At 73.8% G+C, this 13,329-nt stretch carries 10 protein-coding genes; 7 read left to right on the forward strand and 3 right to left on the reverse strand.

All coding sequences use genetic code 11. The annotated features are described in order from the left end of the window. Positions 1 to 61 precede the first annotated feature (61 nt). Positions 62 to 550: a DUF1203 domain-containing protein gene (locus Sdagh_RS29425; protein WP_190007734.1), complete on the forward strand. Its 489-nt coding sequence runs from the start codon at positions 62 to 64 to the stop codon at positions 548 to 550. Here Sdagh_RS29425 and Sdagh_RS29430 read toward each other — a convergent pair. Beyond that, the gene (locus Sdagh_RS29430; RefSeq protein ID WP_189412596.1) at positions 540 to 1,556 is read right to left on the reverse strand and encodes an aspartate-semialdehyde dehydrogenase; all 1,017 of its coding nucleotides are present in this window, start codon (positions 1,554 to 1,556) and stop codon (positions 540 to 542) included. The two genes, Sdagh_RS29425 and Sdagh_RS29430, sit on opposite strands and share 11 nt — an antisense overlap. Positions 1,557 to 1,911: 355 nt before the next feature. On the opposite strand from Sdagh_RS29430, the gene Sdagh_RS29435 reads away from it, so the two are divergent. Next, a complete protein-coding gene (locus Sdagh_RS29435; RefSeq protein WP_189412598.1) occupies positions 1,912 to 2,442 on the forward strand; it encodes an RNA polymerase sigma factor in 531 nt (176 codons plus the stop codon). 1 nt (position 2,443) lies between these two features. Further along, a complete protein-coding gene (locus tag Sdagh_RS29440; RefSeq protein WP_190077224.1) occupies positions 2,444 to 3,121 on the forward strand; it encodes a hypothetical protein in 678 nt (225 codons plus the stop codon). 54 nt (positions 3,122 to 3,175) lie between these two features. Here the strand turns inward: Sdagh_RS29440 and Sdagh_RS29445 are convergent, their stop codons facing one another. Continuing rightward, positions 3,176 to 6,490: a S8 family serine peptidase gene (locus Sdagh_RS29445; protein ID WP_190077225.1), complete on the reverse strand. Its 3,315-nt coding sequence runs from the start codon at positions 6,488 to 6,490 to the stop codon at positions 3,176 to 3,178. A 278-nt stretch (positions 6,491 to 6,768) separates the two neighbouring features. Between Sdagh_RS29445 and Sdagh_RS29450 the strand changes: the two genes are divergently transcribed. The 4 genes from Sdagh_RS29450 (at position 6,769) to Sdagh_RS29465 (ending at position 13,123) form a co-directional block, all read left to right on the forward strand. Then, positions 6,769 to 7,266, forward strand: coding sequence for an NUDIX hydrolase (locus Sdagh_RS29450; RefSeq protein WP_189412604.1), 498 nt, complete (start codon positions 6,769 to 6,771; stop codon positions 7,264 to 7,266). Between the two features lie 207 nt (positions 7,267 to 7,473). Beyond that, positions 7,474 to 9,237, forward strand: a complete 1,764-nt coding sequence (locus tag Sdagh_RS29455) for a TIGR03767 family metallophosphoesterase (protein WP_190077226.1) — start codon at positions 7,474 to 7,476, stop codon at positions 9,235 to 9,237. A 114-nt stretch (positions 9,238 to 9,351) separates the two neighbouring features. Further along, complete coding sequence (locus Sdagh_RS29460; protein ID WP_190077227.1) at positions 9,352 to 11,493, forward strand: hypothetical protein; 2,142 nt, start codon at positions 9,352 to 9,354, stop codon at positions 11,491 to 11,493. A 4-nt stretch (positions 11,494 to 11,497) separates the two neighbouring features. Further along, positions 11,498 to 13,123, forward strand: coding sequence for a type 1 periplasmic-binding domain-containing protein (locus Sdagh_RS29465; protein WP_190007744.1), 1,626 nt, complete (start codon positions 11,498 to 11,500; stop codon positions 13,121 to 13,123). On the opposite strand, the gene Sdagh_RS29470 is transcribed toward Sdagh_RS29465, so the two are convergent. Then, complete coding sequence (locus Sdagh_RS29470; protein WP_190077228.1) at positions 13,124 to 13,327, reverse strand: DUF397 domain-containing protein; 204 nt, start codon at positions 13,325 to 13,327, stop codon at positions 13,124 to 13,126. It abuts the gene before it with no gap. Between the last annotated feature and the right edge of the window lie 2 nt (positions 13,328 to 13,329).

Genomic DNA, 13,329 nt, shown 5'->3' on the forward strand with positions numbered 1-13,329 from the left:
GCCGAACGCGATGTCCGGATACCGCCGGTGCGCGGGCCCGGCGCGCCGCAGCCTGGACGGCATGACGACCTTCACCGCACACCCCGTCCCGGCCCGTGTCCTGGCGGAACTGAGGGACTCCGACGACGCCGGCCGCAAGCCGGTCCCCTTCACCGACGAGGAGGGCGGCGCGCCGCTGCGCTGCTGTCTGCGGCACAGCGTGCCCGGCGAGACGATCGCCCTCGTCTCGTACGCGCCGCTGCGCCGCTGGGCGGCGGCCACCGGCGCCGACCCGGGCGCCTACGACGAACAGGGCCCGGTCTTCATCCACGCCGGGGAGTGCGCGGGGCCCGCCTCACAGGAGCTGCCGTTCACCCGCGCCCACCGGGTGCTGCGCCGTTACTCGGACCAGGGGCACATCCTCGGCGGCCGGCTCGTGGAGCGGGGCTTCGCGGCGGCCCTCGCGGAAGCGTTCGACGACCCGGCCGTGGCGTTCGTCCACGTCCGGGCCGTCGAGTACGGCTGCTTCTACTACGAGGTCAGGCGGGGCCGGCCCCTGGTCAGCCCTTGAGCTCCGCCGCCACCAGCTCCGCGATCTGCACCGCGTTCAGCGCGGCGCCCTTGCGGAGGTTGTCGCTGGAGACGAACAGGGCGAGGCCGTTCTCCACGGTCTCGTCCCGGCGGATGCGGCCGACGTAGGAGGGGTCCTGGCCGGCGGCCTGGAGCGGGGTGGGGACCTCCGCGAGAGCCACGCCGGGGGCGCCGCCGAGCAGCTCGCGGGCGCGCTCGACGCCGATCGGGCGGGCGAAGCGGGCGTTGATCTGCAGGGAGTGGCCGGTGAAGACCGGGACCCGGACGCAGGTGCCGGAGACCTTCAGCTCCGGGATCTCCAGGATCTTGCGGGACTCGTGGCGGAGCTTCTGCTCCTCGTCGGTCTCGTGCAGCCCGTCGTCGACGATCGAACCGGCCAGCGGCAGCACGTTGTACGCGATCGGCGCCACGTACTTGTGCGGCTCGGGGAACTCGGCCGCCGTGCCGTCGTGGGTGAGCTTCGGCGCGTCCTCGCCGACCTTCTTGACCTGCTCGAACAGCTCGTCCACGCCGGCCAGGCCGGAGCCGGAGACCGCCTGGTAGGTGGCGACGACCAGCGCTTCGAGGCCCGCCTCGGCGTGCAGCGGACGCAGCACCGGCATCGCGGCCATGGTGGTGCAGTTCGGGTTGGCGATGATGCCCTTGGGGCGGGACGCGATCGCGTGCGGGTTGACCTCGGAGACCACCAGCGGCACCTCGGGGTCGCGGCGCCACGCCGAGGAGTTGTCGATCACGACGGCACCCTGGGAGGCGACCTTCCCGGCCAGCGCCTTGGAGGTGGCGCCACCCGCGGAGAACAGCACGATGTCCAGGCCGGAGTAGTCCGCGGTGGCCGCGTCCTCCACCGTCACCCCGTCCAGGTCCTTGCCCGCGCTGCGGGCGGAGGCGAACAGGCGCAGCTCGGTGACCGGAAAGTTCCGCTCCTCGAGGATCCTGCGCATGACCGTGCCGACCTGTCCGGTGGCTCCGACGATTCCGACCCTCACGGCGACTCCCTTTCGTACATGCGTGCGCCCGTCCGGTGCGACCGGGGCTTTTCCCTGCGTTTCCATCATGCGGGCATTCCCGGCCCGCCTGTCCACCGCATTGCCCGGTGTCCCGGCGCGGGGGACCGCCACAGCGCCGGAGGCGACCGCCGTCCCTGCGGCCGCACCCGCGCCGGGGCGCAGGAATTGACCCGCCACGGCCCCGGCGCCGCAAGCTGTGCTGCCCCGCCCCTGCCCTTCGCCGCCCGCCCCACACCCGGTGTGACGTACGCCTCGCCCCGTCCGGTCCGCCGCCGCCGAACGTTTCCGCTCCCTGGGGCGTCGTAGGGGAAACGCGGCGAGGGGAGGGGTGGTCGTGCTGCGCGGAAGACTCCGGCGAGGGCCGGCCGGCGCCCAGGGGGACGACCCGCTGGACGCGGCCCAGGAGCGCCGGGTGCGGGCGGTGCTCGCGCTCGGCGGGGTGCCGCAGGCGGACCTGGCGGACGGGGTGCAGCAGGTCCGGCTGCGGCTGCTGGAGCGGGCCGCCGGCGGGCAGGAGGCGCCCCGCGACGTCTCGGCGTGGGCGGCGGTGGTCGCCTCCCGCCTCGCCGTGGACTGGCACCGGGCCAGGCGCCGCCAGGAACGCGTCGGGGAACGCCTCGCCGCGCTGCGCCCCGCCGACCACCCCTCCGGTGAGGAGACCAGCCTGCTCTCCCTCGCCGTCGCCCGGGGGCTGGACGCGCTGCCCGACGCCCAGCGCCAGGTCGTGGTGCTGCGGTTCTACGCCGACCTGCCGGTGCGCGGCATCGCGGAGGCGCTGGGCGTCCCCGAGGGCACGGTCAAGAGCAGGCTGCACACGGCGGTCCGGGCGCTCCGCGCCCGTCTGCACGAGGACGAGGTGGTGTGACGTGGCCGCCGAGCACGACGCGTACGAGGGTGCCGTCCCGGACGACGCGCTGATGGCCGCGATCCTGGGGGAGCCGCTGCCGCCGGGGTCGGCCGAGGCGGCGGACGTGGCGGTGCTGCGGGAGCAGGTCGGGCTGATCGGGCGGGTGCTGAGCGCGCCCCCCGGCCCACCGGAGCGGGCCCCGGCGGCGGCAGGCCGCGGCCGGCGGCGCCGGAACCGGGTGGTCCTCGGCGCGCTCGCCGTGACCTGCGCGGGCGCCTTCCTGTCCGGCGCGGCGTGGCTGGTGACGCAGGGCGGGACCGCGGGCACCGGCGACTCCGCGGCGAGCGGCGTGGCGGACTCCGGCGGCAAGGCCGCCGCCCCCTTCGGCAGCCCCGGCTACCTGGCCTGCGCCCGGCTGGTCGCCGAGGGCACGGTCACCGAGGTCCGGCCGGCCTCCGGGGACGGGGGCCTGCGGATCACGGTGCGGATCACCCGGCCGTACGTGCCGCGGACGGCGTCCGGCGAGGTCACCTTCCTCACGGAGGAGGTCCCCGGCGCGGGCGACCGCGTGCTGTTCGGGCTCCCGGCGCACGGTGTCCGCCCGGACGCGCTCTTCCTCGGGGAGGCCGAGATCGCCCCGGAACGCGCCCGCGTCACCGCCGCCCTCCCGCAGGCCCGCACGCTCACCTGTGGGTAGCGAAGAGGGGGCGGACGCCGAAGCGCCCGCCCCCTGTTCACCTGCCGTACCGGACTACGGCACGACCTTCTCGATCGCCACGCTGCCGGTGCCCGCGACCGTGCCGCGCGCGTTGACGAGCTGGACCTGGCCGAAGAACTCCCGGCCCTCCGGCGCGGCGGCCAGCGCCGTCACACTGCCGGTGACGGTGGCCGACTCGCCCGTGCCGAGCGACACCGGGGAGGCGTCCACGGTGACCGCGCCGAGGGTGGCCGCGAAGTACACGTCCCGGTAGTCGTACGCGGTGGAACCGGCCGGGACCGCGTAGCCGTAGACCTCGACGGTGTACGTGCCGGCCGCCGGGTCGGGCACCGAGACGGACTCCTCGGAGTCGCCGTCGGCGCTCTGGGCGACGGCGGTGCCGTCCGCGTCGTAGACCGTGAGGTCCAGGTCGGCGGAGGCGTCGGAGACGCCGCCGATGGCCACGTCGAGCGAGGTCGCGCCCTCGGGCACCTCGACCGTGGTGGTCTGCGTGGCGCCCTGGGCGATGGTGGGACGGGTGGTGAGGGAGGAGCCCAGCGGGCCGCCCTTCAGCGAGCCGCCGACGATCGGGGCGTGCCCGTTGGTCACCGTCCAGGAGGCGGTGACCGGGGTGCCGGCCCGGGCCTCCGGCACGGTCACGACCTCCGGGTCGAAGGTCGCGCCGAGGACGGAGACGTCGAGCGTGTACGGGTTGTCGAGCAGCGGCGAGGTGCGGCGCGACTCGACCTCGATCTCCCAGACGCCGGGCTGCGGGTCGGCGTACGAGCGCATGTCGGGCCGGCAGCCGTTGCCGTCGAGGTAGTTGTTGTAGCAGTACGGCGTGGAGGTCTCGTCGACCGGGACGCCGTACGGGTGGATGGCGATGAACCGGGTCTGGCTCTTGCCCTTCAGGCCGCCGATGGCGACCTCCAGGGTGTCGGCGCCCTCCGGGACGGTCACGAAGTACGAGGTGGTGCTGTTGCGCTGCACCGAACCGGACGCCGAGTAGGTGTACTCCTGCGGCGCCGCGAGCGGGGCCGAGACCACGACCGTGGACATGACCTGCTGGTCGGTGCCCTCGGTGCGCGGGTCGTCGACCTCCAGGATGGCGCTCTTCAGCCCGGCCGACCGCGGCGCGGCCTGCACCTTGACGGTGACCGGCTGGTTCAGCGGCAGCCTCACCGAGTCGGAGCCGAGGAGGCGGAAGGTGTTCCCGGCGTTGTTGGCGAAGCCCAGCTCGTGCCGGATCGCCTTGTCGGCACCGGAGGTGCGGGTCAGGGTGATCTCGTACGTCTTCTTCTGCCCGGCCTTCAGGCCGCCCTCGCGGTCGTAGAGGCCGGTGCCGAAGCCCGGGGTCTCCAGGGCGTAGTCGATCGCGGTGTCGACCGGGGCCTTGACCGTGTAGGTGTGCGCGGTGGCGCCCTCGCGGATGGACTTCCAGGCGTCGACGACGTCGATCAGGCCCGCGCCCTCCTCGTACGCCTGCACACCCTTGATGTGCTGGGCGGTCGAGGTCAGCGCGGTGCGCAGGGTCGCCGGGGTGAGGTCGACGTGCTTCTGCTTCGCGGCGGACAGCAGCAGCGCCGAGGCGCCCGCGGCCTGCGGGGAGGCCATCGAGGTGCCCTGGAGCATGCCGTAGCCGGCGGGGAGCGAGTAGCCCGCCTCGGCGACCGGGGCGCCCGGCAGCCAGGTCTGGATGGAGTTGATCGCCGCGCCCGGCGCGGTCAGCGTCGGCGCGAAGCCGCCGTCCTCACGCGGGCCGCGCGAGGAGAACGGCATCATGGCGTACTTCTTCTCCACCGCCGAGCCGTAGTTGACCGCCCAGGTCTCCTTGGAGATGGACGCGCCCACCGCGATGACCTTGTCGGCCAGGCCGGGGTCGCCGATGGTGTTGGCGCCGGGGCCGTCGTTGCCGGCCGAGATGACGAGCTGGACGCCGTACTCGTCGATGAGGCGGGTGTACAGCTCCGCGCGGGCGTTGTTGCCGTCGTTGAGGGTCGGCAGGCCGCCGATCGACATGTTGACGATGTCGACGCCGCGGTTGACGACGAGGTCGATCATGCCCTCGGTGAGCGCGACGTTGGTGCAGCCGCCGGTCCAGGTGCAGGCGCGCGAGGAGACGATCTGCGCACCGGGGGCGGCGCCGTCCATCTGCCCGCCGAACAGGCCGTTGGCGGCGGTGATGCCCGCGACGTGGGTGCCGTGCTCGGACTCGATGACGCCGATGTTGACGAAGTCGGCCTTCGCGCCCGCGTTGTTGTAGACGACGTCCTTGCGGATCTCCACGACGAACGGCTGCCGCTCGGCGACGTCCGTCGCCGGGTCGTCGGTGCCGAAGTACCCGACCTGGTGGCCGTCCTTGTACGGCTTCAGCACGGTGTCGTCGGCGAAGTCGTGGTTGTTGTTCAGGTCGACGCGGACCGTGCCGGCCGTCGCGTCGTACAGGACGCCCCAGGAGTCGGTGGTGTCGCCGTCCCGGTTGGCGTCGCCGGCCGCGTCGCCGCCGGCGGTGTACGACTCCAGGAAGGTGCTGACCTTGTACGAGCCCGCCGGGGCGGTCCAGGTCTGCCCGCCGTAGGTGAACGCGGGGCCGGAGACCGAGGCCGTCATCGGCCGCCAGGTCCGGTCCCCGTCGACCACCGGGTCGGTCGCGGTGACCCAGTCGACGATCTTCCGCTGCCCGGTGGTGGTCTTCTGGAGCGCCGGGTGGGACAGGTCCACGCCCGAGTCCAGGATGCCGATGGTGATGCCGCGGCCGTCCGCCTTCGGGTTCTGCTTCACGAAGTCGACGGCGCCCGTCTCGAAGGACGGGTTGTACGGGTTCTTCGCCGGGGTGTTCTTCCCGGGGGCCTTGGCGGTGGCCGTCGCCGTCCTGCCGCCCGCCCCCTTCGCGGTGTCCGCGCTCGGCGTCGGGTCGTCCAGCGCGATCTCCTCGCGTAGATCGATGCCGTGGACGGAGGAGAGCTTCGCGGCGGCGGCGATGGCCGCGTCCGCCTTGGCGGTGGGGACGGTGGCGCGGACGTACCCGAGCTTGTCGTAGGTGCGGCCGACCGTGCCGCCCTCGACCGCGTCCAGCTTCTTCGCGACCTCGGCGGTGTCGCCGGGCGCGGTGGCGACCATCATCGTGACGGTCTTCTCGCCGTCGGCCCTGGCCTCGGTGAGCCGTTCGGCGTCGTCCGGGCCGAGCTTGTCGTCGGCGGACTTCACGGACGGGTCGGCGGCCGGCGCGGTGGCCGCCGGGCCGTCGGCGGCGAAGGCCAGCGGTATCGGCCCGGCCGCGGCGAGCGCGGCGACGAGACCGGCGGCCACGGCGACGCGGGCCGCGCGTCTGCCACCCGGTATCGGGTCGCGCTGGGGGGTGTGGGTCATCGGCATCCCTTGCAGGTATCGGCATCCCTCGTGGACGGGGGGCACTGCGGGCAGAGGTACGACCGGGGCCGCTCTGCCCTGATCGTCTTCGTCCGGAATGCGACCCCGGACGACCGCTCAGCTTTACGTAAGGGGTCGATGTTTGGGGAGAGTTGACCGGGGCGGTTCGGTGCCATGGCGTACTTCCGCCATGCGCCACCGGGGACAGAAGGGGCGGGACATGACAATTCCGTGAGTTCCCCTGCCGGCCGGGCGCCCGGCGGGCTAGCGTCGCGCCCGTGCGACGGACCCTGCGGGTGGCGGCCTACGCCCTGTGTGTGCGGGACGGCCGGGTGCTGCTGGCCCGGATGCCGGGGCGGCGCGGCGGGCCGCCCGAGTGGGTGCTGCCCGGCGGCGGCGTGGAGCACGGCGAGGACCCCTGCGACGCGGTCGTGCGGGAGCTGGCCGAGGAGACCGGCTACCGCGTCGAGGTGACGGCCCTGCTCGGCGTGGACTCGCTCCGCGCCACCCTGCCCCGGCGGTTCGGCCGCGCCGTCGACCACCACGCCGTACGGCTCCTCTACGCGGGCCGGGTCGTCGCCGGCGACCTGCGCCCCGAGACCGGCGGCTCCACCGACCTCGCCGCCTGGCACCCCCTCGACGCCGTCCCGTCCCTGGTGCGCGTCCCGCTCGTCGACACCGGGCTGCGGCTGTGGCGGGAGCGGCCGGCGACGGGCCGGGCGGGAGCGGAGCAGGGGCGGGACCCGGGGTCCGCGGCGCCCTGCCCCGAGAGGTGAACGCCCGGCGACGGACGGCCGGACGGGCGCCGAGGAGTTGCGAACGCGCAGGTGGGCGCGTGATCCACGTACCGCGATCTGCGTTGCGCGTTGCCGCCGCGTTCACGCACAGGCCATTCCCGGTGCCGAGCATCCGGTACGAGCGGACGTTCGCGGTTGCGACCGTCCGCGGACACCGCCGACGCGTTCGCACCCGGGGAGAAGCGCATGCCGCGCACACGCTCACGTACCGGCCAGACGCCGGGCGTCCACCGCCGCTCCGTCCTCGCCGCCGCCACGGCCGTGGCCGTCGCCGGGGGCACCGGATACGCCCTGCGGCCCGACGAGGCCGGGGCCGCCACCGACGCCGCCGCCACCGAACGGGCCGCGTCCCTCGCCTCCTCCCGGCCGGCCCCCGCCGCGCCCCTCGCCCCCTGCACCCGCGGCACCACCCTCGACTCCCTCGCCACCCCGCGCGGCACCGCCGGCTACCGGCGCCTCGCCGACGGCCCCGGCTGGCGGCGTGTGGTCCGCACCGCCCTCGCCCCGGCCAGGGCCGGCCGGGCCGGGCGCCGCACCGCCCTCGCCGCCTTCGTCCAGCTCACCGACCTGCACCTGATCGACACCCAGCACCCGCTGCGCCTGGAGTACCTGCGCGCCACCGACGCGCACGCCTGGCGACCCCAGGAGGCGCTGACCGTGCAGGGCGCGATCGCCATGGTGGAGCGGATCAACGCGCTGCGCGGTGCCCCCGTCACCGGCTCCCCGCTGCACTTCGCCATGACCACCGGCGACAACACCGACAACAACTCCCGCACCGAGCTGGAGTGGTTCCTGACGGTGATGAGCGGCGGCCGGGTCACCCCGAACTCCGGCGACCCCCGGCACTACGAGGGCGTCCAGAACAGCGGCCTCACCCAGTACTGGCAGCCCGACGCGGCCGTCCGCGACGCCGACAAGAGGCTCGGCTTCCCGCACCTGGACGGCTTCCTCGCCGCCGCCACCCGGGAGGCCCGCAGCCCCGGCCTCGACCTGCCCTGGTACTCCACCGTCGGCAACCACGACGCCATGCCGCTCGGCTGCTTCGCCGGCCACGGCGACTCCTACCTCACGGAACTCGCCGTCGGCGGACGCAAGCTGATGGAGCTGTCCGCCGCCGAGGCCAAGGCGCTCCAGACCGCGCTGCGGGCGGCCGACGACCCCGAGGGCGCCCAGTACCGCGAGTTCCTCAAGGCCCACACCCGTGCCATGCGCCCGGTCACCCCGGACGAGAAACGCGCCCCCTTCACCCCGGCCGACTACCTCAAGGCCCACCTCGACCCGGCCCACCTCGGCCCCGGCCCGGCCGGCCACGGCTACTCCGCGGCCAACGCCGACGCGGGCACCCAGTACTACGGCTTCCGTGTCTCCGACGACGTGATCGGCATCAGCCTGGACACCACCGACCCCGGCGGCCACTACCAGGGCTCGATCGGCGCGGCCCAGCTGCGCTGGCTGGAGCGGACGCTGACCCGGAACGCGGACTCCTGGGCCGTCCTCTTCAGCCACCACACCAGCACCAGCATGGACAACACCCGCCCCGACCCGGCCCGCCCCGACGACACCCGCCACACCGGCGCCGACCTCCTCGCCCTCCTCGGCCGCCACCGCAACGTCCTCGCCTGGGTCAACGGCCACGTCCACCGCAACGTCATCACCCCGCACACCGGTGCCGACGGCGGTTCCTTCTGGGAGATCTCCACCGCCTCCCACGTCGACCATCCCCAGCTCGCCCGGATCATCGAGCTGACCGACAACAAGGACGGCACGCTGTCCCTGTTCACCACCCTCGTGGAGTCCGCGGCCCCGGCCCGCACCGACTTCACCGACCTGTCCCAGACCGGCCTGGCGGCCCTCTACCGCGAGCTGTCCCTCAACGCCCCCGGCGCGAGCACGGTCCTCGGCGGCGGACCGGCGGACCGCAACACCGAGTTGCTGCTCAGGAAGGGCTGAACTTCCTGTCGCATAACAACCGTTGTCCTGTCAGAAGGCCACGTGTTCCACTAATCTCCATGCACCACATCGGTCACCCGCTTCCGGGCGGGCGGGCGTCCACGGGGGAGATGCGTGTATGAGGACCTGGGTTTCGAGAAACTCCTCGACGCGGACGGCTTCTTCGCGCGCCTGTTAGGGCGCTCGCCGTCGGGCGCCGACCGCAAGCCGCTGTACGGACCCGACCTGCCCGTGGTGCTGCTCACCGGCGGCCCGGGGATGGGCAAGGGGCGGCTGCTGCGGGCGGTGCGGGACCGGTTCGCCCGTCAGGTGCCGGTGATCGGCCTGGACTGCGCCTCGGCGGTGTACGCGGACCGGGCCGGTCCGGAACCCGGTGCCCGCTCGGCGGTGACCGAGGCCCTGGTCGAGGCCGCGCTGCTGCTGCACACCTGGCGGGGCACGGGCGGCGGATTCACCTTCCCCCGGCTCTTCGCGGGCCTGGCGGTGATCTCGACCGGCGTCGCGGGCGGCACCGGCGAGGCGATCAGGACCGAGGTCGAGCGGTACGAGGAACTGATCCAGCAGCCCCGTCTGCGCGGGCTGGGGGCACGCGACTTCTGGCGCGGCGCGCTCCTGGGGGCCGTACGGAAAATGCTGGAGGTCCTGGCCGGACAGACATTCGGCCCGTACGGGGCCGCCGCGCTCACCGCACTGCTCGACGCCCTCTTCGAGCGCGTGACGCCCCGGGCCGAGGCGGAACTGACCCGCATCTACGGCGACTACCCCGGCGCGGCCGGCCAGCCCAAGCACGGGCTGCGCAGGCTCGCCGCCGACTTCCGGGCCGGCGGCGAACGGCGGGCGGACGCGGAGCGCTTCCTGTTCCGGGCGCTGCGCGAGGACCTGGAGGCGGCGTACCGCGGGCTGGGCGGCTGGCTGGGCCGGGTCGGCCGCCCGGGACTGCTGCTGGACCACGCCGACCAGCCGCTGGGCGAGCGGCTGCTGCGCGCCGTCCTCGTCGACCGCCGGGCCGGGCAGCGCGACCGCGTGGTGATCGTGGGCACCGCGCGCCGGGCGGACGGCGGCGACTTCCTGCACGGAGGTCTGCCACCGAGACCGGTGGCGGCGTTCCGGCCCGTCGACGGGGTGCCGGCCACCTGGTCCCGCCGCGCCGACCCGGAGAAGGACCGGGGCCCGCTGTCCGCCGGGGTGCTCATGCTGCGGATGCCGTTCCTCACCGGTGACGGGCTCCGCCGGGCGACCGAGCGCATCCAGCTGGACGCCGAGAAGGAGGGCGGTGCGCACCGCCGCCGGATCACCGCCGCCGTGGCCCAGCTGAGCGGCGGACGGCCGCACACGGTGATCCGGCTGGCCACCGCCGCCGCCGACCACCCGATGGAGCCGGACGACAACGACCGGGCCATCCTGGACGCCAGGCTGCACCACCCGGACGGCGCCGCCGAGCGGCCGGTGGCGGACGTACTGCTCCAGGAACTCGTCCTCGACCAGTTGCCGGTGCGGCTCGCGGACGAGCACCACGACCAGTGGCTGGACCTCCTCACCCATCTGTCGGTGGCACACGATCCGGCGTGCGCGGACGTCCTGCTGCGCCACCACCAGGCGGGCCGCGTCCTGAGGCTGACCGCCCACGAGGTGGCCCGGCTGCTCCACGACACCGGGTGGCCCGCCTGCGAACGGCACTTCATCGGGGACTTCGGCCTGCGCCAACTGCTGGTGCACCGGCTGTACAACCTGGAGCGGGACGGCGGCGCCTGGTACGCCGACCATCATCTGCTGCGCGACCACTACGCCCTGAGCGAGCCGGGCGGCGGCGCGTTCCACTCGGCGGCCACCCACCGGATGAACCACCACCTCGTCTCCGGCGGCGTCGACGACGTGGTCCGCCACCTCGCCGCCACCCTCCCCGGCCGCCCCCGCCCGTGGTGCGAGGAGCTGCTGGAGACCGCCCAGGCGCCGTACCCGGGCGGGGCGGACGAGCGCCGCAGGCGCGCCCAGGGGCTGGTACCCGTCGCCGGACCGCCGCTGCGCCGCACCGTAGACCAACTGCTGCACGCCGTATGGCTCTGCGAAGAGCGCACCAGGCCGACCGGGAGTGACATGGCCCGCACACTGGAGCAGTTGCTGAGACAGCTGTCGATCATGGACTTCGACGGTGCCGGCGTGCTCGGCCCGATCGCCACCGAGTGGAGCCGGCTGGTCGCCAACGAACGGCCGCTGCTCCACTGCGCCTGCACCGATCAGCTCGGCCGGAGGGGGTGACGGGATGCCCAACTGGATACCCGGATGGCACAGACTGCCCAGGTGGGGAAAGATCCTCTACGCGCTGGCGGGCGTGGCGGTGCTCGTGGCCGCCGGCCTGTACGGCGTCCCGGCCCTCCAGAAGCCGGACACCTGCCACGACGGCGTCGAGAAGATCGGCGACGAGTGCGTCGGCGTCGACGGCGCGGGCTACGACTTCGGCACCTCGGAGATCAGCGCGGTGGCCGGGGCCATCGCCGAGGAGAACAACAGGATCGCGGACCAGCCCCACGTCACCGTGGCGATGATGCTGCCCCTCCAGTCGGACACGGCCGGACTGCGACAGCAGATGCGCAGCGACCTCCAGGGCGCGTACCTGGGACAGGTGCGGGCCAACTCGGTCGAGGGCCGGGACCCCAAGATCCGGCTGGTACTGGCCAACCCCGGGCGGAACTACGCCCACCAGGACAAGGTCGTGAGCACGCTGATCGGCATGGCCCGCTCCGGCGAGGACAGGCTGCGGGCCGTCACGGGCTTCAACCTCTCCCTCGACGCGACGAGGGACGCCGTGCAGCGCCTGACGCGGAACAAGATCCCGGTGCTCGCCTCCCGGATCAGCGGAGACGGCATCGCGAACGTCGACGGGAAGGAGAAGCGCTTCCCCGGACTCGCCCGGATCATCCCCACCAACGGTGACGCGGCCAGGGCCCTGGCCCACTTCAACGGCGGACGGGTCCGGGAGGACGCCCGGACGGTGCTGGTCTACGACGAGCGTACGGACGCCTATGTCGAGTCGCTGGCGCGCGCGTTCCGGGGGATCGAGGAGACGGGGCCGGCCGGGCCCGCGGACCTGGAGTTCACCTCGCAGGGGATCGACAAGCTGGCCGGGACCGGTGACGATTTCCTGACCATCGGCAACAACATCTGCGGCTCCGACGCCGACACCGTCTACTTCGCGGGACGCGCGGCGCACCTGAAGGCGTTCGCGCTCGCGCTCGCCGACCAGACCTGCCACGACCGGCACTTCACCCTGGTCAGCGGCTCCGACGCCGCGTCGCTGGCACAGAACATGTCCGAGAAGGACTGGGCGCGGCTGCGCGGCGAGGACGGCGAGGCCAAGGTGACGGTCCAGTACGCCGCCCCCGCGCACCCGGCCGCCTGGGAGACGGAACTGGCCGCCTGGACGAAGCGGTGGAAGGCGGCCCACCACCGTGAGCCCGCCCCGGCCGAACTCCCCCAGTACCTCGCGGAGCCCAAGGCGGCCCTGGACGCCCTCGACGACCTGATCCGGAGCACGGGCACCAAGCTCGGTTCCGTCCCGGAACTGGACAACTCCCGCACGATGCTCGTGTACGACGGCCTGGTCACCATCGGCACGGCCCTGCACACGGTGCTGATCGACGACGCCGGTCAGGTGCCCGGCCTCGACGACGTCCGCAACGAGTGGTCGAAACTCCAGTCGGTGCACCGGGTGGCGGGCACCAGTGGCCTGATCTGCCTGACCACCGGCGGCAACCCGTACGACAAACCCATCGCGGTCGTCGAACTGAACCCGGGCCGGAGCGGCGAGGGAACCCTGGACTTCGTCGGCCTGGGCTGGCCCACCGGTAAGCCACAGCCGAAGAACTGCGTGATCCCGAGCGCCCGGTGATCAGCGCGCGGCGGTTGCTGCTCCGCCGGTCCGGGCCCAGCCGAGGAAGGGCTGCCAGGCGCCGGGGGAGAGGAACAGGGCGGGACCGGAGGCGTGCTTGGAGTCGCGGAGGGCTATGGCGGAGGGGAGGAGCGCCGCCTCCACACAGTTCTGGCCCGGGTCACTGTGGGAGGACTTGAACCAGGCGAGTTCGAGTGCGGTCATCA

It is taken from the genome of Streptomyces daghestanicus (genome assembly GCF_020521275.1).
GTDB classification, from domain to species: Bacteria; Actinomycetota; Actinomycetes; order Streptomycetales; family Streptomycetaceae; genus Streptomyces; species Streptomyces griseoviridis.

Excerpts from the sequence above, each read along its gene's own strand:
- Sdagh_RS29425 (WP_190007734.1), top strand. The coding sequence starts at position 62 with ATGACGACCTTCACCGCACACCCCGTCCCGGCCCGTGTCCTGGCGGAA.
- Sdagh_RS29445 (WP_190077225.1), bottom strand. The coding sequence starts at position 6,490 with ATGACCCACACCCCCCAGCGCGACCCGATACCGGGTGGCAGACGCGCG.
- Sdagh_RS29455 (WP_190077226.1), top strand. The coding sequence starts at position 7,474 with ATGCCGCGCACACGCTCACGTACCGGCCAGACGCCGGGCGTCCACCGC.
- Sdagh_RS29465 (WP_190007744.1), top strand. The coding sequence starts at position 11,498 with ATGCCCAACTGGATACCCGGATGGCACAGACTGCCCAGGTGGGGAAAG.
- Sdagh_RS29470 (WP_190077228.1), bottom strand. The coding sequence starts at position 13,327 with ATGACCGCACTCGAACTCGCCTGGTTCAAGTCCTCCCACAGTGACCCG.